Genomic DNA, 22,156 nt, shown 5'->3' on the forward strand with positions numbered 1-22,156 from the left:
TAAGCCTGGCCACAGCCTCCTGTAACAAAAAATTAATCTAAAAAGAGTTTTGGTCAACGATGCGTTTAATCAGCCTGCCTGATAATCATGTTCTTGCATTACTTCTTACACTCCAGCGATGAGTAAAAGAGAGTCCCTATGAACTTCAGGTTTACAATGCTTGCTGCCAACAGGCGTTTGATGCTAAATGCCTGGGATGTTGTGGCATTTCCGCTGATTATCGGCTTGATAGCGATGGCGGCGGTTGGTTTTGATCAAACGTTGTTGCCGATTGAAAGTTTAAAAACTCAGGTTATTTCTCTTAACCCTGTGAATTTACCCGATTACGCCCTGCGAACCACGTTGCGCATGCTGGTGGCCATGCTGGCTTCACTGCTATTTAGTCTGATTTATGGCACGCTGGCTGCCAAAAGCCGCCGTGCTGAAAAAATATTGGTACCCATTCTCGATATTCTGCAATCCGTTCCGGTGCTGGGCTATATCTCTTTTACCGTGACGTTCTTTATTGCGCTGTTTCCTGGACAGGTACTGGGCGTCGAGCTGGCGGCGATCTTCGCATTGTTCACCAGCCAGGCATGGAACATGACTTTTAGCTTCTATCAATCCTTACGCACCGTACCTGCGGATTTGGTGGAGGTTTCCCGCAGTTTCCATCTGACAGCATGGCAACGTTTCTGGAAACTGGACGTGCCTTTTGCCGTTCCGGGGCTGGTCTGGAACATGATGATGTCAATGTCTGGTGGCTGGTTCTTTATCGTGGCCTCCGAAGCAATCACCGTGGGCAATAACGCTTATACACTGCCCGGCGTAGGCGGCTATCTGGCTCAGGCTATTCTGCATAAAGATATTCACGCCATAGGCTGGGTGTTGCTCACGATGGTGATTGTGATTCTGGCCTATGATCAGTTGCTGTTCCGGCCGCTTGTGGCGTGGGCTGACAAGTTTCGAATGGAAAATACCCGTTCGGATCGCGCGCCAACATCCTGGGTGCGCGACCTGATACGCCGAACCCGGCTGATTCAGCAGTTGATCAAACCGCTCCGCCTGTTATTTTCCACGATTGCGCGCATCGGCTGGCGCTGGCCTGTCGTAAGGCAGTTGCCGCCGGAAAAGAACATTCAAAGTGCCTCACGCCTGGCAGATCTATGCTGGGGCGCACTGGTTATTAGCGTCACACTCTATGTCGGCTACCGGGTGATCGCCTATATGCATGGCGAGATCACCCTGGACGATGTCAGCCATGTCTTTACCGCAGGGCTGATTACGCTATTACGCGTCACCCTGCTGATTATCATTTCATCACTGGTATGGGTGCCGCTTGGGGTGATGATCGGCCTGCGGCCTGCGCTGGCAGCAAAAATCCAGCCGGTTGCTCAGTTTCTGGCCGCGTTTCCGGCAAATTTGATGTTCCCGGTCTTCGTGATCGTGATTGTCCATTTTGATCTTAATCCGGACATCTGGCTCTCACCGCTGATCATTCTGGGCACTCAATGGTACATCCTTTTCAATGTCATCGCAGGCACCACGGCCTTTCCTAATGACTACAAGGAAGCCGCGACCAACTTCCATATCCGTGGCTGGCAATGGTGGCGTCAGGTGATGCTGCCAGCCATTTTCCCATACTACATAACAGGCGCTATTACTGCGTCAGGTGGGGCGTGGAACGCCAGTATCGTGTCGGAATTTGTGCAGTGGGGAAGCACCCAGGTTAAAGCACATGGCCTGGGCTCTTATATTGCGCAGATGACTGTCGCCGGGGATTTCCCAAAAATAATTCTGGGCATAGCCGTTATGTCGCTGTTTGTCACGCTGTTCAATCGTCTGCTGTGGCGACCTTTGTACAAATTCGGTGAATCAAAATATCGGGCAAACTAAGGGGAATTCAGATGATAAACAGCCAGGCATTAAAGAACACAGATGTGTCCAAAACAAAAGCAGAAGGTAGCGCTACTGTCCTCTCTGTTAAGGGAATTAAACACGGCTACGCGACCAATCATGAAGAGTTGCTCATCCTCGATGATGTCAATATCACCCTGAAGGAAGGCGAGATCGTGGGTTTGCTCGGGCGGTCAGGCTCAGGTAAATCGACATTACTACGTATTATCTCAGGACTGATTAACCCAGGAGCAGGTTCGGTTGACTATCTCGGCAAGCCGCTTAACGGTCCGGCCAAAGGGGTGGCAATGGTATTCCAGACCTTTGCATTATTTCCCTGGCTGACCGTTCTGCAGAATGTGGAAGCGGGACTGGAGGCGCTGGGTGTTAACGCATTGGACCGCAGAACACGCGCCCTGGCTGCCATAGATTTAATCGGTCTGGATGGTTATGAAAACGCCTACCCGCGAGAATTGTCTGGAGGCATGCGTCAGCGTGTAGGTTTTGCGCGCGCGCTGGTAGTTGAACCGGTGCTATTGCTGATGGATGAGCCTTTCTCTGCGCTGGATGTACTGACCGCTGAGACGCTGCGTACTGATCTACTGGATTTGTGGAATGAAGGGCAGGTGCCTATGAAGTCGGTACTCATCGTCACGCATAACATCGAAGAAGCCGTATTGATGTGTGACAGAATTCTGGTGTTGTCTTCAAACCCTGGGCGGGTGATGGCCGAGATCACGGTACCGTTTAAGCATCCGCGTAATCGACTGGATCCGTCATTCCGCCGTCTGGTCGATGAGGTCTATACGCGAATGACGGCCAAATCAGTTAATGACCCAGTTAAAAAGAGCCTGACCTTAGGCGCCCGCCTGCCTCAGGTATCGACCAACATTATAGCCGGTCTGATTGAAACGCTTGCGGCGGCACCGTATCACGGCAGGGCGGATATGCCGGATGTGGCCCGTTCACTGCATCTTGAAGTAGATGAATTATTTCCGATTGCAGAGATGCTTCAGGCATTGGGATTTGCCGATGTCAGTGAAGGGGATATCGTCCTTACTCCACCAGCGCGAATCTTTGCTGGGGCAGATACACAACCGCGTAAAGTGATGTTTGCTTCTCATCTTTTGCGTTACGTCCCGCTGGCGGCGCTGATAAAAAATGTCCTGGATGAACGTCCAGGACATCGTGCGCCACGTTTGCGTTTTGAGCAGGAGCTTGAAGATTTTCTCTCTGACAGCGCCGCTGAAGAGACTCTGAATAGCGTGATTAACTGGGGTAGATACGCTGAAATCTTTTCCTACAATGATCAGACTGAAATCTTCAGCCTGGAAGATGTGGAGTTCTGAGTTTTAACAAAAGAATGACGGCTGTTGTTTAAAGAAATCATGCGGTTTATGTGTGGGCCTGAAGTTACTCAGGCCCTGAGCTGCGTAATGACGTTTACTCTTTGATTTTAGCGTTAACAATGCTCATGCCTGCCGCATTGCTTCGTTTAGTCACGCGAACCGTTCCGCCGGCAAAATAATTGCCCACGGGTTCACAGACTTTTATCCGTCTTTGCAGGTCCGGGTCGTTAACCTCAACACCCGAACAGTCGTGACGCCCGCCGCCCGAAAACTCGCTATAAGCGGTATAGTTGCTGAGGGTGCCCGGAAGTAGCCAGATAACCGTGGTCAGCAGCATATAGCTAAAAAAGGTAACCAACAGAACTGACCCTGCGAAAAGTTTGATGTTATTCTTTATGCCGTTGACAGCCTCACCTTTACCCCATTTTTTAATAATTAAAAAAATAGACAGTCCCAGAGGCAGGACGGCACTCCATAGTGCATCAAGAGTGGATTGAGTAAGAAATGTATTGCGGTCAATTTCATTGCGCCACACAAAAAAAGTAAATATGCAGCCCAGCACTCCGGTAATTATCAGCACGAAACGGCGGGTTGAATAGGTATCCATTGGCAACTCTCTCCCTGAGTCTTAAGTATGTGGCGCTGATGAGCGGCAGTTCCCTGAACCGGTTAGTTCTCATGGTAAACCAAACGTCAGGCGTAATTGTCGTATCTTCGAAGGTTATCACGTCGGTCTTTCTTAAGACAAAAAGCATGAGCTTTATGATGATCAAAATGGGCGATTGTTTGTATGCCCGACACTCTGTTTATGATCATCTAGCCGGTACGCAATTTATTAAAATTCCATCTTACACCCCCATAGAACGAGTCCGTGTTCCTGCATTGTCATGTTAAGGTTAAAACTCTTCAACAACATGAGGATAGCAACATGATTGTCAGAACATGGCACGGATGCGTACCGGCCAGGCATGCCGAAGGCTTTGCAACTCACTTGCAGAAGACCGGTGTTGAACATTCAGTAGCGACGCCAGGAAATCTGGGAGCCTATGTACGCAGAGAACCCAGGGCGAGTGGGAGCATTTCTTCCTTGCGACGTACTGGGAAGATTCAGAAGCCATCAAAGCCTTTGCAGGCGACCAGTATCAGATTGCCGTTACCTATCCGGATGATGAACAATATGAGTTGTTATCAGATCCCTACGTTTTTCAGCATCATGTCCAGACTGTAATCCCATTATAAGTATTTGCCTGCCGCCGCCAGAAGGCGGCTAATCACTCACCTGTGTTTGTCCGCTGACTCAGCATTAAATTTTATCAGACGAAAAGCATGACTTTTAACACAAGTTTTAGATAAAGCCTTTTAATTGTAGATTGATCGATCTACAATCAATCGTCAGCACAGGAGAACCTTATGAAAGCATCAGCAGGCAGACCCAGAGAATTCGATCCAGAGACCTTCCTCAACACCGCACTTGAATGCTTCTGGCAGAAGGGATATCAGGCAACATCTATGGCTGACCTTATGAAAGCATCGGGTCTGGCAAGTGCCAGCATCTATAAACTTTATCCCGATAAGCGCGCTATCTACCTGGCTGCTTTGCAGCGATACATGGATGCAGGCATTTCAAGGACAGTGAAACGAAATGCAGAAATGTCGCCAGAAGCTGCATTACGAGAAACGCTGGAATTTGTGGCTCAGTTATCATCTGCTCCTGCCGGAGAGAAAGGGTGCTTTACTATTGCGGCAGCCAGCGAGCTTTTACCCGGAGACGAAGAGGTTAAAGGCAAAGTTTCCTGTAAATTTAACTTCTTAATTAACGAGTTAGAGAATATCTTAAAAAGAGGCCAGGATCAGCGGGTATTTCGCCAGGATGAAGATGCGCGAGTCATGGCTCAAAGCATTTTCATGATGCTGGAAGGTATGCGGATATATGGAAAACTCCAGCCAGAGATTGGAGATCTGAGAAAAAGTAATGACTTCATTGTCAGAACGATACTTTCAGACAACCATGACGTAACCGGCAATAGTGCGGTTAAGGCATCCGCATGATTGAAGTGGGCACCATTGTTCGGCGAAAAAAAAGAAGGAGAATAATGGTGGTAATTGAATATGCAGATGGCATGGCATTGTGCGACTGGTTCGATAAAGGACATTTTTTTAAAAGGCGTTTTCCACTGTCTGAATTAAAAATAGGCATACCTTATTCAGATTACTGGTCACTTACATAGAATTGGCATGATAGTGATCATTAAAGATTATTTGAATTTAGTAGCTGGTGTAAGTAATAGAAATTCAAAGCATTTGAGACTGGAAGTCCCGCTCAAAAGGCCTTGCTCTTGATGAGAAGGAGGAGATGAATCTATCGGCTACTCTGACGACTTTTTCAGTCCTGAAACACCTTAAATAGACAAGTCCACGCCCAGCCTGATGAGGAGTGAACCTTCAAAAAGACTAATATGCCTGCTAGCCGTTCTGGCAGTTCTCAGGAAAGCTTCCGTTTGGGCTGTTATAAAATCACTCTCTGGCTCACTATAACAGGGGCAGGCTTGTAGTGAGGGAGCATCTGCCAGAATAGGCGATGCAATGCTTCTTATTCCAGGCATTGCATTACATTGCAGTGCATTAAGCTATCCTCCTCACTTCTGGAGGGAATCATGAATAACAGCAAAATCGTCGTTTCTCTGACTTTGGCCATGTCTCTTTTTTGGGTTAGTGCATCTGAAGCTAAAACATCGAAGCAGTCCGATGATCAAATCCGTCAGCTCATCATCGAAGATTCAATCGCCGCCTATCCTGGTGTCTGCGCATGCCCTTTTAACGCAGCACGCAATGGCAGTAGCTGTGGCAGGCGAAGCGCATGGAGCAAGCAGGGCGGATATGCACCTGTCTGTTATAAAAAAGAAGTCTCAAAGGAAATGGTTGATGACTGGCGTAATAGTCATAACGCTTAAAAAATTTAGCGTCTGAATCTTATAGTCGGGAAGAGCGAAAGGGTAAGCTAAGTAAATTTCCTGAATAACCCGTCATCGCTTAAGTCTGTTGCTATTAATATCGCGGATTAATCATGCTAAAACGCAGTCTACCTGCTATTACATTTACTTATACAGGCATTAGTTTTTGATAAATCATTATTACCGTAACCGTCTGCCCTTAATTCGCCGTACTTTTGTGAGTCAACAGACTCAGGATGGTTATCACTCAGCGATTACCGGACATCACATTGCCCGGTAATCAGCTGATTTACATCGGTGCTACAGCCTCAGCTTATTTTTGAGATTGCTGATTTTGCTCAGCCTCTTTCTGTTTTTTCTTCGCCATATGATGACCGACTGCGCAGCCCGCTGCGGCACCGGCCACACCATGATGAGCAACATGACCTGCGACGCCGCCTACTGCGGCTCCCTTCAGACATCCCTGGGCATTAGCCTGTAAATTCACCGACAGAAACAGTCCGGTAGCAATAACAATAACTGATAATTTTTTCATCACTTAATATCCTGGTAGTTATAGTTGCAGGTTGAACTCAGCAGAGCATAGCCGCACTCTGGGGTGTTTCGCTGACCGGGATACAGGAATCACGACATTAGTTACCTGTCGTTACGCTTTTCACGCAATAAGGAGGCCGGTTGTCCTGCTTTTAATCAGCTGACTGGCTCGCCATTGTTATGAATTGATCAGTTATCATGAGAATGTTTTCCTTCGGCACAACAGATACTGTTGTCAGGCCAGAGTGAGTATCAGGTACTTTCCTGACTGCTCTTCGCAACTGAACTTCCCGCCCGGTACCAGCTTAATAGTTTTAACATTCACCCACCTCAACTTTGTTTCTCTACAAAGATACGAACGAGAGTGACAGGTAAAACCAAATCGCCACATGTTGTCTGAGCTGAAGTCGGATCTCCACCCGTACACTCATCGTTTGCATATCCAAAGAAGCTATCGGCATCGGGTTGATACAAAATCATACCTGTTGCCGGAGCAAAGCAGAGTGGTGCACTCTTCAATAAGGTAAACATCACCTGCCTGTACCCTGGCACATTAACCTGTAATGGAATGTCACAGAACGCAGAAAGGTTTGGGAGAGAACTATTTCCCGGCGGGCAGGGCTTAATTAGTAATAATTAAACGCAGGCTAAACAAAGGTGTGGATTAATTATTTTAATAGTCTTTGTTTAAGTTGCAGCCACTATCTGCATCCTGATTCGTCCTTAATAAATTCTTAATTAAATTCATTTATAAAAATCCTACTAAGTTCACGGAAAAAAATTATAAATAAAGCTTGCTCCCAAATGGGTAAAGTTGTTCAAATCAGACGCTGAACCCAGCGGGGTAAATATATTTGATGCTTCCCCCGCTTTTCCTGAATATAAACAAAATATAAATGAATGGTTTTTACTGAAATAATTACAGTATTGTTGAGCCTGGCGATAATTATCAGCCTGGTAAGGGTCTGGTTTACTGCCTGATAAGTTAGAGACGTGTTAGTGTCGGGTTCAGCAATCACCTGAGTTTTCCAGGTTGCTGATCAAAACTTATTTATCCCAGACTATTCAATTATCGTTTTGATTCTTCCTATTCGTGAAACATTTGTTAATGCTTTCCTTTTATCAACCAGGTCGAATGGCACTCTCATGAAAAATATACTCATTACCGGTTCAACAGGTTTTTTAGGCGGGGCAGTCGTAGCCAGTTTATTGCAGAACAGAGTTAAAGATCGCCTGCTGCTGCTGGTCAGGGACGAAAGCGTTGAAGGGGGATTAAGACGGCTTAAAGCAAACCTGAAAAACTTTGGTTTAAATGAGTCACTAATCAACATGATAGCCCAGGAAAATATTCTCCTGGGCGACCTGGCGTTGACGGAAAACTTTATTACTGACCCGCGGATTAATGACGTTACGCACGTGATTAACTGTGCGGCCGTCGCTTCTTTTGGCAATAATCCCTCTATCTGGAAAGTGAATGTTGACGGAACATTTCAATTTGCCGAACGAATGAGTCGTGTCGCGGGCCTGAAAAAATTTATTCACGTTGGCACCGCAATGTCATGTGCGCCTGAACCCGGCTCGCTGGTCACTGAACGTGAGCCAGGATCCCATCGGGAGCAGCATATTGTTGAGTATACCTGGAGTAAGGCCTCAATTGAAAAGCTGATGACAGAGAAGCTGCCTGGATTGCCACTGGTTATTGCCCGGCCGTCGATTGTGATAGGTCATTCCGATCAGGGGTGTCTGCCTTCAGCCAGTATTTTCTGGGTGTTCCGGATGGTGTTGGCATTGGGGAAGTTTACCTGCGACCTCGACGATCGTATTGACGTGGTTCCGGTTGATTACTGCGCGGAAGCGTTGGTTCTGCTTCTTGATGCAGAAGAGGTCATCAATGAGGTGATTCATATTTCTGCCGGAACACAGAGCAGTGTGACGTTTGCAGAAATTGATGAGGCGATGGCCAAAGCATCAGGGAGCAGGGCACTAGGCGTTAATTACCAGAAGGTGTCTTTTAAACAGCTTTCTGACAGCAGAAGAACGTTTAAGGATCTATTTGGTCCCTGCAACGAAAGGATTATGTTGCGCGCAATGAACCTCTATGGTCATTTCTCAAACCTCAATGTGGTATTTGATAATTCCAAATTGCTGCAACTTGGCATGAACAAGCCCTCCAGATTCACTGATTATCTGGATCGCTGCGTACTGACGACACGTGATTCAACGATTGCCGAGCTGATGCAGGTTGATTTTAAGTAGTTAAAAAAAGAAGCCCGGGAAAAAATGAAGGTTAGTATTTAACCGCAAAAAAAGCGCCTCCAGCCGGAAGCGCTTTAGTCGTTTAAAATGTCATTGTCAGACCCGCGTAATATGCGCGTCCCGGTTCGTTATAGGTTGATGCACCATCAGCTTCGCGATATAGCTGTTTATCCAGCAGGTTATTAATACCCGCATTAGCACGCAGATTTTTGGTGATGTCATAATTAAAATTGACCCCAAACACTGAATAAGCGCCGACTTCGCGATTCGACATTGAATTGTTTTCTGTGCGGGATTCCGCATACTGGCGTGGTTTCTGACGACCATACATTGTCCAGTTCAGATTAGTGGAGAAATCCTGCGTCACCTGCCAGTCCAGCATCGTATTGATAGTGTATTCAGGAATGATCGACAGCGGATTACCGGTCTTTTTATCCTTCGACTCGATCATATAAGTTGCGTTAGTCCGCCACTCCAGCTCGTCACTGACCAGCGGGATAGTGACATTGCCTTCCAGACCTTCCACTACCGCTTTGCCACCGTTACTCCATTGCAGGATATTGTTGCCATTAGAGGCGTAACCCAATACTTCCGTCCCGGAGACGATTTTGTTTTTATAGTCATTGCGGAACCAGGTGATACCCGCAATATAGCCATCCTGACTGAACTCGATACCCAGCTCTTTATTGATGCTGACTTCAGGATCGAGATTTTCATTACCCAGCAGATAGCAACTGCCACGGGTAACGTTGATCGGACAGCCATTTCCCCGCGTCGCCAGCAAATAGCCTTCGCTGGACTGATAAAGGTTAGGGGCTTTGAACGCACGGGCGATACCCGCTTTCAGGGTAAAACTTTCTCCCAGAGCCTGAGAAATATTGAGCGACGGACTCCAGTTCGCGCCAAAGGTGTCGTGATAATCAAAGCGCAGACCGGGGATGACTTCAGTGCTATCGGTCGCAGCAATATTATCTTCAAAATAGAGTGAGCTCAGCGTTGCGCTGTTTTTACTGTTGCGGCTGCCCGCATCACCACTGACACCATCGATGGATACGCCAGGCGCACTGGTGCCGTTCATTGAATTTGGATCGTTCAGCTCATCACGGTTCCACTCGGCTCCCAGCGTAACGGTCTGTTCACGCAGCAGTTCCAGCGGGAAGCTGACTTCGCCTCCAGCCCGGTAACTTTCAAAGCGACTGGTTGAGAACGTATTGCTGTTGATCCGGCCTTCACCCGCACCCGCCGTGCCTTCATTCAGGCGGGTGTTATTGGTTTTTTCATAGTTAAAGGTGAGCTTAGATTGTCCCCAGTCCCAGATGCCATTATGCGCAAGGCCCCAGGTCTGACGATACAGACGGTTGGTTTCTGAACCATCCAGAGATTCGATCAAGGCATTACCGGCACCGTTGCTGTACTGGGTATCACCGGCGTAGATGTTGCCCTGACGGCTGTATCCGTAGCTGAAATCCAGCACCTGTAATGGCGTAATCTTCCACGACAGCACGCTGTTGATGTCTTTATTGCGAACACCTTCGCGACCGGCGGCGGCAGAACCATTGTGCGACTGGTTAATGTCGAAAGCATCGCTGTCGGTTTTGTTGATGTTGCCATAGAGCCGCATGGTCAGGGCATCGCCCGCCAGCGGACCACTCAGGTTAAAATTAGCGCGGCGGGTTGCGCCTTCTTTATCATCTTCCGGCTGGTTGGTATAAAGCGACAGCGATCCGCTCCAGTCATTGGTCGGGCGTTTGGTAATGATATTAACCACGCCACCGGCCGCGCCGGAACCGTAACGCGCTGCCGCCGGTCCACGAATCACTTCAATCCGTTCAACCATTTCTGGTGGTACCCAGTTTGAGTCACCGCGGGAATCGCGCTCGCCACGCCAGCTATAACGCACCGAATTGCGCGAGGTGGTCGGCACACCATCGATCAGAATCAGCGTATTTTCCGGCCCCATGCCGCGAATATCGATCTGACGATTGTTGCCGCGTACGCCGTTGGCGCTGTTGCCGGTAAGGTTTACGCCTGGCATTTTACGGATAATGTCGGAAAGGTCGTTGACCGGTGGGTTTTTCTCAATGTCCTGCGAGGTGATCACCGAAACGCCAGGCTGCTGTTTCAGCTCCTGTTCAGCGGTGACCAGCATCGTCTCATCATCAGCCAGCTTTTCTGTCTCTTCCTGATTAGCGCCGTTAGCAGAGGTACTCAATAAACCGGCCAGCAGTAGCGCAACAGGGCGCTTATGGACACGCATGGTTACATTCACTTAGAAAATCTCCCTGAAGTATTAAGGTATGTAAGCAAATGCGTATGATAATGATAATAGTTATCATTGTATATCGCGGTAAGCCACCTTTACATTCCCTAACAATGGGCTATTTATTCGCCATAACGGTGAGCCAGGAGAGGGAAGTAACGGTAGTTTTACTTGTTGGTCATCACCCGAAAACTTCCTCAGATTTCGTGAAAACGCGTCTTTATGACTCCAGACTTATTAGGTCTGGAGTCACAGATAAACAATGGATAGAATGGCCCGCTCTTCAGTGACTAACAGGTATAAATGTGACCCCAGATCTGACACAGATCCCTGCGCGTTCAGCCCACGTAGGCCGCCATGTACTGATCTGGCTGGAGCAGGTTAAAAAGGCTTCGCTCAGCGAGCTGGATAATTTTGGCGATGAAGGCACGGTGGAGCAGGTCATGAAGGTCTGGGTAAAACTCTCGCTGCTGATCAGCCGGCGCCGTCCTGAGATCGCTATCTCCTCATTGCTGAAACATGTCCTGCCGAACATCGGTTCGCAGCCACTCAAAACGCTGAACCGTTTACGCCTTAACCGGCTCTATAACATTCTGATCGCCGACGGTAAAAAAGAGGAGGCGCGGCGGGTGTTCGCGCTGACTAAACAATTTCTCGCCTGGGCCGAGATGCAGGGCTATCTCGATCATTCACCCATCGCTTCAATGAAAAAGCGTGATGTCGCGGGTCGTGCTACGCCGCCGCGCAGTCGGCAACTCACCGATGCCGAGATCTGGGTGTTCTGGCATGGGCTGGATAACTGGGCGCTCTCGGAACAGGCGCGCTGGGCGCTGCGTTTATGTCTGGTCAGCGCCCGGCGGCCGGATGAAATTGTGCAGGCGCAGAAAGCGGAGTTCGATCTGCAATTAGGATTGTGGATGCAGGGTACGCGCAATAAATCGCAGCGGGAGCATGTGCTGCCCATTTCACCGCTAATGCGTCTGTGCATCGAAGCACTGCTGCGCGCCGCCGATCCGGACTCACCCTGGCTGGTGCCCGCGCCACGCGATCCGCAACAGCCGCTGTCAAAAGGCGCGCTGAATCAGGCACTTCGCCGGATGATCCGCGCTCCCCGTGGGCTGGGACTGGAGGCGTTTACCCCGCGCGATCTGCGCAGGACTGCGCGTTCAAAGCTCTCAGCGCTCGACACGCCTAATGACGTCGCCCGAAAAATCATGAACCATGCGCTGGAAGGAATCGATCGGGTCTATGACACCCATGACTATCTGAGCCAGATGCGCAGCGCCATGACTATCTTTTCGAACGCGGTTGAGCAGATTATTAGATGCGAAAGTTACCATCTGCTGCGTCATCGCTATGATGGCGAAACCCTCACGCTGGACGATCTCTCGGTCATGGCGATGTCACGCTAACGCTTATATCGGCAACTGTCAGAAATGGTAGCGCAGCCAGGCAAAATAGACGTTGCCGTTGTTATGGGTGCCGGGAATATAGGTCATCTGGAAATCGAGAGCGCCATAGCCGACAGAGGCCAGCGGCAATAGTGCAGGCACAGGAATATAATCCCAGTTGTGCCGTGCGGTAAAGCCCGCCGTGTAACCCGCACCCCAGTGAAAATTCTGGTCGGCCAGCGGACGCCATGTTGCCACCCAGCCATAGCCACCAAATGGCTCCCATTTATTAAAGGAGTCCTTAAACGCCATTAAGTAGATGCCGTTCCAGTTCCCTTTTTCATCGTAGCGGGAGATACCTCCGCCCGCGCCCCAGGGTCTTTCATTATATTTATTGATGTGTTCACGATCGTAAGTGGCCCTGTTGTGCCAGGTAATTGCGGGCAGATAAAAGTCGTAACCTTCAGGCTGCTGCCAGGTTGTGGCGACTTTATCACTGAAATTATCCCAGCCCGCACTCACGGTCTCCACAAGTGTGGCGGAGTGGACTGAAAAAACACTGAAAACGGTGGTCGTTATCAGCGTTATAAGTGTTGAAATTTTGCGCACGTACGAATTCCTGCAATATCTGGTGTTAAATAAGGTGATAAAAGATTTAAGGCAGATATTGTGGCATCAGGAGTGACAACTACAGTTCAATGAACGGCCATTACAGGATTTTATCTTTATCAAATAATGATGCAGCAGCCCTCTTTCTCTGACAAGTCAGCAGGCGTGCTGACCCTATAAATGCCTCCCTGCCTTTATCAACTTCAGGTAGCCTTTCACGCGCAGACAATTCCCTGAAAAAATTCGTATTGTTTGCTAACAAAATCTTGCAATGATAATCGCAATGCGTATATTTCTCATTTGTTTTAGAGGTTCATCACACCCGCGCGCATGCGCTCAGGGAAAGGTTTCTGGTTCCTCAAACCATAAGCAGGGCAGCGATGTCCGCAGGAAGCATGGTCGTGACAGTGGCAGCATAAAAACATAAGATAATTGAGGAATTAATGAACGCTTTCGATCTTCAACACCCCGGGGCGACGGGCACCTCTGCTCTGCAACGTCCATTCCGCTTCTCCTTGCTGGCTGTCATCGTCGCCTCGTCGCTGGCGCATAACGCTGCTCATGCCGCAGAGACCGGCACACCCGCTGCCAGCGATAACCAGACTATGACGGTCAGCGCGTCAGCCGATGATGCCGTAGCCGCTTCGCCCGCCACTGATTACAGCGTACCGGTTACCCGTGCGGGCACTAAAATGCTGGGCACCGTACGTGATGTCCCACAGTCAGTCAGCATCGTCAGTAAGCAGCGTATGGCCGATCAGCAACTCCAGTCACTGAATGATGTGCTCGCAAATACCACCGGTATTCGTGGTATCAGTGGTGATATGGATCGTACCAACTACTATGCGCGCGGCTTTATGATCGACAACTACATGGTCGATGGTATCCCTACTGCCTTTGCCGCTCGCTGGAACCTGGGCGATGCGCAGACCGATATGGCGCTCTATGAACGCGTTGAAGTGGTGCGCGGAGCGACCGGGCTGTTAACCGGACCGGGCAATCCATCAGCCGCCATCAATATGGTGCGCAAACACGCCGACAGTAAAGAGTTCGGCGGCACCGTCTCCGCCAGTTACGGCAGCTGGAATAAGCAGCGTTACGTGGCCGATCTCTCGGCTCCGCTCAGTGACTCCGGCAATGTTCGTGGCCGGCTGATCGCCGGCTGGCAGGATAACAACAGCTTCATAGAGCGCTACGGTGCCAAAAAACAGTTCATCTATGGCGTGGTTGACGCTGACCTGACTGACTCTGCCACGCTTTCGGTCGGCTATGAATTCAGCCAGGTCAATACGGATTCCACCATGTGGGGTGGCGCACCGCGCTGGTACACCGATGGCACGCAGATTCATACCCGACGCGGCTACAACACCGCACCTGACTGGGCCTACAACGATAAAGAGAACCGTAAAGTCTTTGTGAATCTGAAACAGGACTTCGATAACGGCTGGAACATCACGCTGAACGGCGCGCACAACGAGATGCGCCTGGACAGTAAGCAGAGCTATCTTGATGGCTATTTCGATCGTAACACCGGGGCGGGCGTCTCTTCCTATGCCAACTATCCGGTGGTAGGCGGGACCGGTTACAACACCGGTAAACGCAAAGTGGATGCCGTTGATGCCTTCGCCAGCGGTCCTTATGAACTGCTGGGTCGTCAGCATGAGCTGATGGTGGGGGTCAATTACACTCGTCAGGATAACAAGTACTTCAGTACCTTTGAGAATATCTCATCGGAGTCGCTGGGCAACTACAACGAGTTTAACGGTCAATATCCGGAATCGGCCTGGACGCCGCGTCTGCCTGCCAGCGACACCCAGCTGGTTCGCCAGAAATCGACTTATATGGCGACCCGTCTGTCGCTCGCCGATCCGCTGCACCTGATTATCGGTGCCCGTTACACCAACTGGAACCGTGAAACGCCAGGCGGTGAAATGGAAGAAAATAACACCACCCCTTACGGCGGATTGATTTATGATTTCGCTGAAAACTGGTCGGCTTACGCCAGCTATACCTCGGTGTTCCAGCCACAGGACTATCGCGATGCCAGCGGCGCTTTCCTGTCGCCCGTTATCGGCAAAAACTACGAGGCAGGCCTGAAATCTGACTGGATGGACAGTCGCTTCACCACCTCGATTTCGGTGTTCCGCACCGAGCTGAATAATGTCGGTGAAGCAACCACTCAGACGATTCAGGGTTCAGGCGATGTTGCCTACATTGGCCGTAAAGGCGTGGTGAGTCGTGGCGTGGAGTTTGAAGTCAACGGCGCATTAACCGACAACTGGCAGATGACCCTGGGCGGCACGCGCTACATTGCGGAAAACCGCGATGGCAGCACCTTTAACCCGCAACTGCCGCAGACCAGTTTTAACCTGTTCAGCAGCTATCGCCTGCCGACGTTGCAGCAGCTGACGCTGGGTGGCGGTGTGAACTGGCAAACACATATCTGGAATGATGTCGGTGGCCCGGAAGGCAATGGCACCTGGCGTGCCCGTCAGGGCAGCTATGCGCTGGTTGATCTCTTCGCCCGTTATCAGGTGAACAAAAATCTGTCGCTGCAGGGCAACCTCAATAACCTGTTCGACAAAGAGTATGACACCAACGTGGCCAGCTCTGTGGTCTACGGCGAACCGCGTAACTTCTCAGTGACCGCCAGCTACACCTTCTGATTTGTGTCGTTGTAAAGCCTGTGAAAAACGCCTCAGTTGAGGATTTTGAATCTTTATACAACAATATGGAATAAAGGATTTTATTTCAATTAACGTCCACATATCGACCACGCTAACAAAAAGCCCTGCATTGCGGGGCTTAGACCTTTGAGCAGGAGTGAATCACATCTGATTATCGCCGTAATGATTTTTAGGGAATGTTTTTGCCGGGATCGGAATGCTGAAGTCGGGTTTTGATTCGGTGATGATGGCATCGACTTCAGTCAGCATGCGGAAGGTGATCCCGCAGTAAAGATTGTTGCACTGATGATAGGCGAGACCTTTTTATCAAGATATTCACTGTTGCGCGTTCGGGCTGACGCGCCGCATTTTGGACAACGATACATGGCATAATCTCCCTTCCGGTTCCCGGGGATTATAGCGTTATGCTTCGGCATTGCTCAATTATTCCTCTGTCGCCGTGACCGTCCAGTCCGTCAGCCTGACTTCAAATTCCAGTGCCGTGTAAAATCCCTGCCGTGTCACGGTTTGCGTGGCCTTTGTGATGGTCTAGTCACCCTCATCAGTGTCTGTCTTGAAGCCGTACATGATCGCGTGCAGCTCCGGGTAAAGTTCTGCACGGCCGCGCGCCAGCTGCATGCTGAATTCTGCCGCACCCGTTTCAGTGACTGCCATTTAGCGACGGCTACTCGCTTTGCGGCAAGCTCTGTTTTAAAGGTCTGGCGCATCACATATACATTGCCTTCGGCACCGTTCAGATAATGGCCTTCACGGCTGCTGGATTTTGGGGCAGTGTTCTTCCTCTGCCCGCGCACCCGGGTTTTTCGCTTCTTCCCGAAATTGAGATCCAGCCAGTACGCTTCAACGCCGGTATAGACGTCACGGTCTGCAACCCGGAAGCTGTGGCTGTCGCCGCTGGCGCGGGTAATCATGACGGAGGGAAGAACGCGCCCGCTTACCGTTCTGCCAGTACCGGGCGTGAAAAACAGCAGCATGCCGTTTTTTATCGTGGTGGAGGCCCCGAGCATTTCAGCCATGCGGGTTAAAAAACTGATGTCTGATTCCTGGGTCTGATCGGCGTGTTCGATTTCCAGATTTGCCAGCTCGGTGCTGATGGCCGGTGTCAGGTTATACCGGCCAGCAATGGCGGACACGACATAGCTTACCGTGCAGTTATGCCAGTTGTATTCGCGCTTAACGTTGATGTCATCGCGAAAATCCGCGCTTTTGGCCGTAATGCTGAGGCGGTCAGGCGGGCCATTGTGGGCGACCTCATCCAAAACAAACTTACCTTTTTCGACCAGCCCGCCATTCTGCCAGCCAATGACGACCCGGATCTCCGTTCCCCGGCGCGGCAGCTGGGCTGACCTTTATACTGGAACATGGGCGGCGCTGTCATTCTGGGACGCGCTGGAATACATCGACGATCCCGAGGCTGCTATTATTCCGTGCTGAAAAATGGCTGTTTGTTTCTATTCCCATTTTTCACAATGCCGCTCATCTGTTGCGGTCGCGCCATTTCAGAAAGGATGAGCACATCTGGTATTTTACTCACGCGGGCCTGCTTCGCTGGTTTGATACGCAGGGCTTTGACTGCCGGGATTGGAACGAGGCTGAGACCGTACTGGGACGTGATGGTATTCATTCCTATGCATTCGAGCGTCGCCATAACCCTGCATAACACCTGACGCAATCATGCACCTGCTGACCGGCCCATTGCGGCCGGTTTTTTATGCCCGTTACCCTCTGAATCTTTACCAAATCCCATCTCGCCATAATCCCAATACTTGCCAGAGATAACAACGCACTATAACGCGTTCTAAGGGCACTTGGTTTTGACAGGGTGCTGCGAATTCCTGCGGAGAAATAGGCCGTACATGGCACAGCCAGCGCGGCAGGCTGGCCGGGCGGGGTGGGGTGGTCTCACCATGCTGCGTAGCGGGCGCGTGTCCCCCACCACACCTGCACGCAGTTTATGCGCGAAATCGTGCAACTTTCATACGTGTCAAAGCCGTGCCAGCGCTGGCGGAACGTGATAACTATAGGGGAAAATTTACTTTCAGAATTGCGTAAAATTGTGAAGCAATTTTAACGTATCTGGCGTTGCTGGTTTTTTATGCTTATAGTGACAATTTTCTACTGTAAGGGACTGCAAATGAGTATCCATTTTTCAGAATTATGGAATGCTCACCCGGAGGTAAAGGGTGATGAAAATCCGTGTCGTCGCAAGGACGGACATAAAGCTTTTGACGATCAATGTGCAATACGCATAGGCACGGCGCTGGCTCGATGTGGTTATGACGTTACTAAGTTACGAGTGCAGTTTTGCTGGCTACATCCTAAAAGCGAAGACCACATACTACGCGCTGAAGAGCTAGCAAACGCCTTAAAAAACGCTCGCATACCAGGCGTTTTTCCAATGGTGAAGGTCAGCGCTGATAACTTTGAGGAGGTGCTTAAAAATCAGCGTGGGATTATCTTCTTTAAGGACTACTGGCGACGGGGAAATGAAAGTTTTCTTAACCGCAGTGGTGACCATATTGATTTATGGAATGGGGACCGGCTGACAACAAAACTCAGTTATCTCCGTATCCAGTGGGGACTGAACGTCGATGGATTATGGTCGAGTTTTGCTAATGCTAAGGAAATCTGGTTTTGGAAGGTGATATGAGGCTTCTAAAGATCACGCTGTTTACTTTGTTTGGGGCTGTCTGTGGCGCTGGGTTAATGTACTTGCTAATGCCGCTAATCAGTCGTGTTTTTGTTGGCACCATATATGGCGAGGATCAGATGTCTCAAAACTTCGCGATCTTCCTTATCGGAGCATTAGTTCTGGCTGTTCTGGGGGCGTTTTCAGGCTGGTACTTTGCCAATAAACTGATTAAGCCTCGTCAATCATAGTGCAGAATGCCTTCATGCGCGTTTTTTAAAAAAAAGAGCCACTTTGAGTGGCCCTTTTAATTAGGTGATGCCTCTAATTGGTTGAATGTAATGTATAATTCTCGCTTTTGAGGCTTATTCATGGCCAGCGTTGCCGTTCATTGTCCCCGTTGTCAGTCTGCTCAGGTTTATCGTCATGGGCAGAACCCGAAAGGACATGCCCGGTTTCGTTGCTGTGAGTGCCACCGCGTCTTTCAGCTCACTTATGCTTATGAAGCCCGCAAGCCCGGGGTTAAAGAGCAGATCACCGTAATGGCTTTCAACGGAGCCGGGGTTCGCGATACCGCCAGGACACTGAAGGTCGGCATCAACACCGTTATCCGGACTTTAAAAAACTCTCGCCACGACGAGTAACATCATCTCCGGTAGTCCATGCTGATGTGGCGCTTATCTGTGAACTCGATGAGCAATGGAGCTTTGTCGGCCAAAGCCCGCCAGCACTGGCTCTGGTACGCGTACAACACAAAAACGGGTGGCGTGCTGTCCTACACTTTTGGTCCACGTACCTATGAAACCTGTCGTGAATTGCCGGCACTGCTCACGCCCTTTAACATCGGAATGCTGACCACAGATGACTGGGGGAGCTATGCCAGAGAGCTTCCGAAAGAGAAGCACCTGACCGGCAAGATTTTTACTCAGCGCATTGAGCGCAATAACCTGACGCTGAGAACACGGATCAAACGGTTGGCCCGCAAAACGATCTGCTTTTCACGCTCTGTTGAGCTTCATGAAAAAGTCATCGGGGCATTCATCGAAAAATACATGTTCTTCTAATTGGAGGCATCACCACCGAATGAATACTGAAGCTATCAGGCTGTCAAATGAGCTCGCTGAAGCGGTGCCGCTGCTGGCTGGCAGCAGTCAGCGCCAGGATTATGAAGAAGCACTGGAACTGGTCGAATATCTGATTGAACATGAGCCGGATAATCCGCTGGTTGACCTGCTTTGCGCGCGCATTGCTCACTATGAAGATAAAGATCCGGAGCTGGCCGAATTTAATGCACGTCAAAGTGAAATCAGCACAGGCCCCGGCATTCTGCGCGTGCTTATTGAGCAACACAATCTTAGCCTGAGCGACTTCGAAAATGAGATCGGTAAAAAATCGCTGGTTAGCCGAATCCTCAGCGGCGAACGTCAGTTGACTGTGTCGCATATCCGGGCATTATGCGCCCGGTTTGGCCTGTCGCCATCTCTGTTTTTTTGATTTAAGCGTGCTGCGATGGACTATTAAGATTCGATAAGTCTTTATATTTTATCGGTCCGTGCTCTGAAGAAACGCCTCAACCGAGGCGTTTTTCATCACCTCCTGAATCTGTACTCAGGTAAAACGCAGTGCCAGGTTAAAACCTTCTGCCGACTCCACCACAATCGCCTCGGGCTGCTCCTGAAAGGCAATGTCACCCGTCACCAGCGCGCGTTTCACCAGGGCGAGATCCTCCGTCTCAAAACCCAGCGCGACCATCCGGGCGCTGCCATCATAGTCTTCCGGCAGTGGGCCAAACCGCTGCTGCGCATAGTCTGCCGAAGCAAAACGAACCGTGGCAGCACCCGCGCGCAGAACAAAGGCCCCTTCGGGACAGGCGAGCACCTTAGCGGCCCCAAACAGGCGGCTATAGACCAGGGCTGAAAGCGCCGGATCCTGCGCGACAATCACAAACTCACTGATATTACGCACGCCATTGGGGTGACGCTGCCATGCCGGCTGCCATACCGCTTCGGGCGTCAGATGCTGGCAAAAAAAGCTGCGGCCATTGGGTACCAGTGAAGGGCGAATCCGCACGGTCCGAAAGCGCGCTTCACTCACCGAACCGTCGGGCAGGGTGACCGGTCGATGAAAAGCCGCTGGCGGATCGCCATCCAGATCCTGCCGTTGCAGATGCTGAAATTCACTCTCTGCATCGCTGCTTTTCCACACCAGACCGCTCAATCCCAGCGGCGTCTGCCAGAGATCGGCGCGCTGGCTCCCTTTGCCCGTCTCATAGCCCAGCAGTTCCAGGTAATTCTCACCAAAAATAGCCAGGTGATTACTCGATCCCAGCGAGTGATGACCCCGTTCAGTGAGCTGAAAGCCGAGCCTTCGGAAGCGCGCGCTGGCGCTGTCGAGCTGGTCGGCTACGTTAATCACCGCATGATCGAGAATCGGTTGTGGAACCTGAACTGACATAGCAGCACTCCTTTTTTTGTCATTGCGCCGCCACAATCTGCAACGCGCGCGGCACCAGCTGCGTGAAGTAGTCAACCGCCGGGCCAATCAACGCTTCATCAGGATCGAAGGCGGCGTGATGCAGACCAAATTCGCTGGCACTGCCGATGCTGACAAACGCCCCCGGCACCTGCTGCAGATAGAAGGCAAAATCTTCTCCGCCCATCTGCGGCGACTCAGCGTGCTCCGCGAGATAGCCACTCTGTTGGGCAACGTCCAGAGCAACATCCACCCAGCCTGGCGTGTTAATCAGGGCCGGCGGTCCTTCAGTCCACTCCAGTTCGGCGGTCGCACCAAACCCGGCGGCAATACCCTGAATCAGGGATCGCATGCGGTGCGGGATCTGCGCCCGGATTTCGCCGTTGTGGGTGCGCACGGTGCCCTCCAGTTCAACGCTTTGCGGCAGCACGTTCCATGTATTACCGGCGGTAAAGCGCGTCACGCTCAGCACCACCGTTTCCAGCGAGCTGAACACCCGGCTCGGCAGGGTCTGCAGAGCCGTTACGATATGGCTGGCAATTACAATCGAATCGATGCCCTCCTGCGGTCGCGCGGCATGGGCGCCTTTGCCCTCAATGCGGATCACAAAGCGGTCTACGTTGGCATAAAACGCACCCGCCCGACTGCGCAGCGTGCCCAGCGGCAGGTCGGGCGCATTATGCAGGCCGAATATCGCCTGAACGCCTTCCAGCGCACCGGCATCAATCAGCTGACGTGCGCCATTAAAGGTCTCTTCAGCGGGCTGGAACAGAATCCGTACCCGGCCTGGCAGCTTGTCTTCCTGCTGTTTCAGCTGCAAAGCCACGCCGAGCATCACGGCGCTGTGAACGTCGTGACCACAGGCGTGCATCACGCCCGGCTGCTGTGAGCGCCACGGGCGTTCGGTGGTTTCTTCAATCGGTAACGCATCAATATCCGCGCGCAGGGCGATCAGGGGTTCGCCATGACCGATTTCTGCCACGACGCCAGTTTTCAGCCCCAGCGGCAACAGCCGGATTCCAGCCTGCTCCAGCCAGCGGGTAATACGTTCCGTGGTGGCAAATTCATGATTCGAAAGTTCCGGATGCTGATGCAGTTCGCGACGCCACTGCACCAGTTGGTCGGTTAAAGGCAAAGTCATGA

The 22,156-nt window shown here is 50.7% G+C and carries 19 protein-coding genes and 1 pseudogene; 12 read left to right on the forward strand and 8 right to left on the reverse strand.

What is annotated here, in order from left to right; all coding sequences use genetic code 11:
* Window positions 1–138: 138 nt before the first annotated feature.
* The gene (locus ACR8BN_RS19720) at window positions 139–1,875 is read left to right on the forward strand and encodes an ABC transporter permease (protein ID WP_083069733.1); all 1,737 of its coding nucleotides are present in this window, start codon (window positions 139–141) and stop codon (window positions 1,873–1,875) included.
* A gap of 11 nt (window positions 1,876–1,886) precedes the next feature.
* Window positions 1,887–3,224, forward strand: coding sequence for an ABC transporter ATP-binding protein (locus ACR8BN_RS19725; RefSeq protein ID WP_081325965.1), 1,338 nt, complete (start codon window positions 1,887–1,889; stop codon window positions 3,222–3,224).
* A gap of 94 nt (window positions 3,225–3,318) precedes the next feature.
* Here the strand turns inward: ACR8BN_RS19725 and ACR8BN_RS19730 are convergent, their stop codons facing one another.
* A complete protein-coding gene (locus ACR8BN_RS19730) occupies window positions 3,319–3,831 on the reverse strand; it encodes a hypothetical protein (protein ID WP_039389900.1) in 513 nt (170 codons plus the stop codon).
* 321 nt (window positions 3,832–4,152) lie between these two features.
* Here ACR8BN_RS19730 and ACR8BN_RS19735 point away from each other — a divergent pair.
* The 3 genes and pseudogenes from ACR8BN_RS19735 (at window position 4,153) to ACR8BN_RS19745 (ending at window position 6,175) form a co-directional block, all read left to right on the forward strand.
* Window positions 4,153–4,463: pseudogene (locus tag ACR8BN_RS19735) on the forward strand (antibiotic biosynthesis monooxygenase).
* A gap of 171 nt (window positions 4,464–4,634) precedes the next feature.
* Window positions 4,635–5,273, forward strand: coding sequence for a TetR/AcrR family transcriptional regulator (locus tag ACR8BN_RS19740; RefSeq protein WP_434747757.1), 639 nt, complete (start codon window positions 4,635–4,637; stop codon window positions 5,271–5,273).
* Between the two features lie 644 nt (window positions 5,274–5,917).
* A complete protein-coding gene (locus ACR8BN_RS19745) occupies window positions 5,918–6,175 on the forward strand; it encodes a hypothetical protein (protein WP_405083319.1) in 258 nt (85 codons plus the stop codon).
* Between the two features lie 313 nt (window positions 6,176–6,488).
* Here ACR8BN_RS19745 and ACR8BN_RS19750 read toward each other — a convergent pair whose 3' ends face one another.
* On the reverse strand, window positions 6,489–6,710 hold the full coding sequence (locus ACR8BN_RS19750) for a hypothetical protein (protein ID WP_010247042.1): 222 nt from the start codon (window positions 6,708–6,710) through the stop codon (window positions 6,489–6,491).
* A 1,145-nt stretch (window positions 6,711–7,855) separates the two neighbouring features.
* Between ACR8BN_RS19750 and ACR8BN_RS19755 the strand changes: the two genes are divergently transcribed.
* Window positions 7,856–8,965: an SDR family oxidoreductase gene (locus tag ACR8BN_RS19755; protein WP_083069716.1), complete on the forward strand. Its 1,110-nt coding sequence runs from the start codon at window positions 7,856–7,858 to the stop codon at window positions 8,963–8,965.
* Between the two features lie 82 nt (window positions 8,966–9,047).
* Here ACR8BN_RS19755 and ACR8BN_RS19760 read toward each other — a convergent pair whose 3' ends face one another.
* A complete protein-coding gene (locus ACR8BN_RS19760; protein WP_115758116.1) occupies window positions 9,048–11,222 on the reverse strand; it encodes a TonB-dependent siderophore receptor in 2,175 nt (724 codons plus the stop codon).
* A gap of 308 nt (window positions 11,223–11,530) precedes the next feature.
* On the opposite strand from ACR8BN_RS19760, the gene ACR8BN_RS19765 reads away from it, so the two are divergent.
* The gene (locus ACR8BN_RS19765; RefSeq protein WP_039389914.1) at window positions 11,531–12,637 is read left to right on the forward strand and encodes a tyrosine-type recombinase/integrase; all 1,107 of its coding nucleotides are present in this window, start codon (window positions 11,531–11,533) and stop codon (window positions 12,635–12,637) included.
* 18 nt (window positions 12,638–12,655) lie between these two features.
* On the opposite strand, the gene pagP is transcribed toward ACR8BN_RS19765, so the two are convergent.
* Window positions 12,656–13,225: a lipid IV(A) palmitoyltransferase PagP gene (gene pagP, locus ACR8BN_RS19770; RefSeq protein WP_137228096.1), complete on the reverse strand. Its 570-nt coding sequence runs from the start codon at window positions 13,223–13,225 to the stop codon at window positions 12,656–12,658.
* Window positions 13,226–13,668: 443 nt separating this feature from the next.
* Here pagP and fhuE point away from each other — a divergent pair, with 443 nt between their 5' ends.
* Complete coding sequence (fhuE, locus tag ACR8BN_RS19775) at window positions 13,669–15,891, forward strand: ferric-rhodotorulic acid/ferric-coprogen receptor FhuE (protein ID WP_434747758.1); 2,223 nt, start codon at window positions 13,669–13,671, stop codon at window positions 15,889–15,891.
* A 521-nt stretch (window positions 15,892–16,412) separates the two neighbouring features.
* On the opposite strand, the gene ACR8BN_RS19780 is transcribed toward fhuE, so the two are convergent.
* Both ACR8BN_RS19780 and ACR8BN_RS19785 read right to left on the reverse strand, forming a co-directional pair.
* Window positions 16,413–17,171, reverse strand: coding sequence for a contractile injection system protein, VgrG/Pvc8 family (locus tag ACR8BN_RS19780; RefSeq protein ID WP_434747759.1), 759 nt, complete (start codon window positions 17,169–17,171; stop codon window positions 16,413–16,415).
* A gap of 161 nt (window positions 17,172–17,332) precedes the next feature.
* Window positions 17,333–17,560, reverse strand: a complete 228-nt coding sequence (locus ACR8BN_RS19785) for a hypothetical protein (protein WP_039389923.1) — start codon at window positions 17,558–17,560, stop codon at window positions 17,333–17,335.
* A 486-nt stretch (window positions 17,561–18,046) separates the two neighbouring features.
* On the opposite strand from ACR8BN_RS19785, the gene ACR8BN_RS19790 reads away from it, so the two are divergent.
* The 4 genes from ACR8BN_RS19790 to ACR8BN_RS19805 all read left to right on the forward strand — a co-directional run bounded on the left by ACR8BN_RS19790 (window position 18,047) and on the right by ACR8BN_RS19805 (window position 20,035).
* Complete coding sequence (locus ACR8BN_RS19790; RefSeq protein ID WP_434747760.1) at window positions 18,047–18,562, forward strand: type VI secretion system amidase effector protein Tae4; 516 nt, start codon at window positions 18,047–18,049, stop codon at window positions 18,560–18,562.
* Between the two features lie 350 nt (window positions 18,563–18,912).
* Window positions 18,913–19,185 carry an IS1-like element transposase gene (locus ACR8BN_RS19795; protein WP_370513284.1) on the forward strand — a complete coding sequence of 91 codons (273 nt, stop codon included), beginning with the start codon at window positions 18,913–18,915 and terminating at the stop codon, window positions 19,183–19,185.
* Between the two features lie 18 nt (window positions 19,186–19,203).
* Window positions 19,204–19,605: an IS1 family transposase gene (locus ACR8BN_RS19800; RefSeq protein WP_418157176.1), complete on the forward strand. Its 402-nt coding sequence runs from the start codon at window positions 19,204–19,206 to the stop codon at window positions 19,603–19,605.
* Window positions 19,606–19,624: 19 nt separating this feature from the next.
* Complete coding sequence (locus tag ACR8BN_RS19805) at window positions 19,625–20,035, forward strand: helix-turn-helix domain-containing protein (protein ID WP_031594344.1); 411 nt, start codon at window positions 19,625–19,627, stop codon at window positions 20,033–20,035.
* A gap of 114 nt (window positions 20,036–20,149) precedes the next feature.
* Here the strand turns inward: ACR8BN_RS19805 and ACR8BN_RS19810 are convergent, their stop codons facing one another.
* Both ACR8BN_RS19810 and ACR8BN_RS19815 read right to left on the reverse strand, forming a co-directional pair.
* Window positions 20,150–20,995 carry a VOC family protein gene (locus ACR8BN_RS19810; RefSeq protein ID WP_434747761.1) on the reverse strand — a complete coding sequence of 282 codons (846 nt, stop codon included), beginning with the start codon at window positions 20,993–20,995 and terminating at the stop codon, window positions 20,150–20,152.
* Window positions 20,996–21,014: 19 nt separating this feature from the next.
* Window positions 21,015–22,154 carry an amidohydrolase gene (locus tag ACR8BN_RS19815; RefSeq protein WP_115388303.1) on the reverse strand — a complete coding sequence of 380 codons (1,140 nt, stop codon included), beginning with the start codon at window positions 22,152–22,154 and terminating at the stop codon, window positions 21,015–21,017.
* Window positions 22,155–22,156 lie beyond the last annotated feature (2 nt).

The sequence above is a fragment of the Pantoea sp. Lu_F5_004 genome (assembly GCF_051136245.1).
Taxonomy (GTDB): Bacteria; Pseudomonadota; Gammaproteobacteria; order Enterobacterales; family Enterobacteriaceae; genus Pantoea; species Pantoea agglomerans.

Coding starts and splice junctions, on each gene's coding strand:
- ACR8BN_RS19790 (WP_434747760.1), top strand. CDS start 18,047: ATGAGTATCCATTTTTCAGAATTATGGAATGCTCACCCGGAGGTAAAG.
- fhuE (WP_434747758.1), top strand. CDS start 13,669: ATGAACGCTTTCGATCTTCAACACCCCGGGGCGACGGGCACCTCTGCT.
- ACR8BN_RS19740 (WP_434747757.1), top strand. CDS start 4,635: ATGAAAGCATCAGCAGGCAGACCCAGAGAATTCGATCCAGAGACCTTC.
- ACR8BN_RS19810 (WP_434747761.1), bottom strand. CDS start 20,995: ATGTCAGTTCAGGTTCCACAACCGATTCTCGATCATGCGGTGATTAAC.
- ACR8BN_RS19760 (WP_115758116.1), bottom strand. CDS start 11,222: ATGCGTGTCCATAAGCGCCCTGTTGCGCTACTGCTGGCCGGTTTATTG.
- ACR8BN_RS19795 (WP_370513284.1), top strand. CDS start 18,913: ATGGCCAGCGTTGCCGTTCATTGTCCCCGTTGTCAGTCTGCTCAGGTT.
- ACR8BN_RS19720 (WP_083069733.1), top strand. CDS start 139: ATGAACTTCAGGTTTACAATGCTTGCTGCCAACAGGCGTTTGATGCTA.
- ACR8BN_RS19755 (WP_083069716.1), top strand. CDS start 7,856: ATGAAAAATATACTCATTACCGGTTCAACAGGTTTTTTAGGCGGGGCA.
- ACR8BN_RS19745 (WP_405083319.1), top strand. CDS start 5,918: ATGTCTCTTTTTTGGGTTAGTGCATCTGAAGCTAAAACATCGAAGCAG.
- ACR8BN_RS19725 (WP_081325965.1), top strand. CDS start 1,887: ATGATAAACAGCCAGGCATTAAAGAACACAGATGTGTCCAAAACAAAA.
- ACR8BN_RS19805 (WP_031594344.1), top strand. CDS start 19,625: ATGAATACTGAAGCTATCAGGCTGTCAAATGAGCTCGCTGAAGCGGTG.
- ACR8BN_RS19750 (WP_010247042.1), bottom strand. CDS start 6,710: ATGAAAAAATTATCAGTTATTGTTATTGCTACCGGACTGTTTCTGTCG.
- ACR8BN_RS19815 (WP_115388303.1), bottom strand. CDS start 22,154: ATGACTTTGCCTTTAACCGACCAACTGGTGCAGTGGCGTCGCGAACTG.
- ACR8BN_RS19730 (WP_039389900.1), bottom strand. CDS start 3,831: ATGGATACCTATTCAACCCGCCGTTTCGTGCTGATAATTACCGGAGTG.
- ACR8BN_RS19800 (WP_418157176.1), top strand. CDS start 19,204: ATGCTGATGTGGCGCTTATCTGTGAACTCGATGAGCAATGGAGCTTTG.
- ACR8BN_RS19785 (WP_039389923.1), bottom strand. CDS start 17,560: ATGGCGACGCTCGAATGCATAGGAATGAATACCATCACGTCCCAGTAC.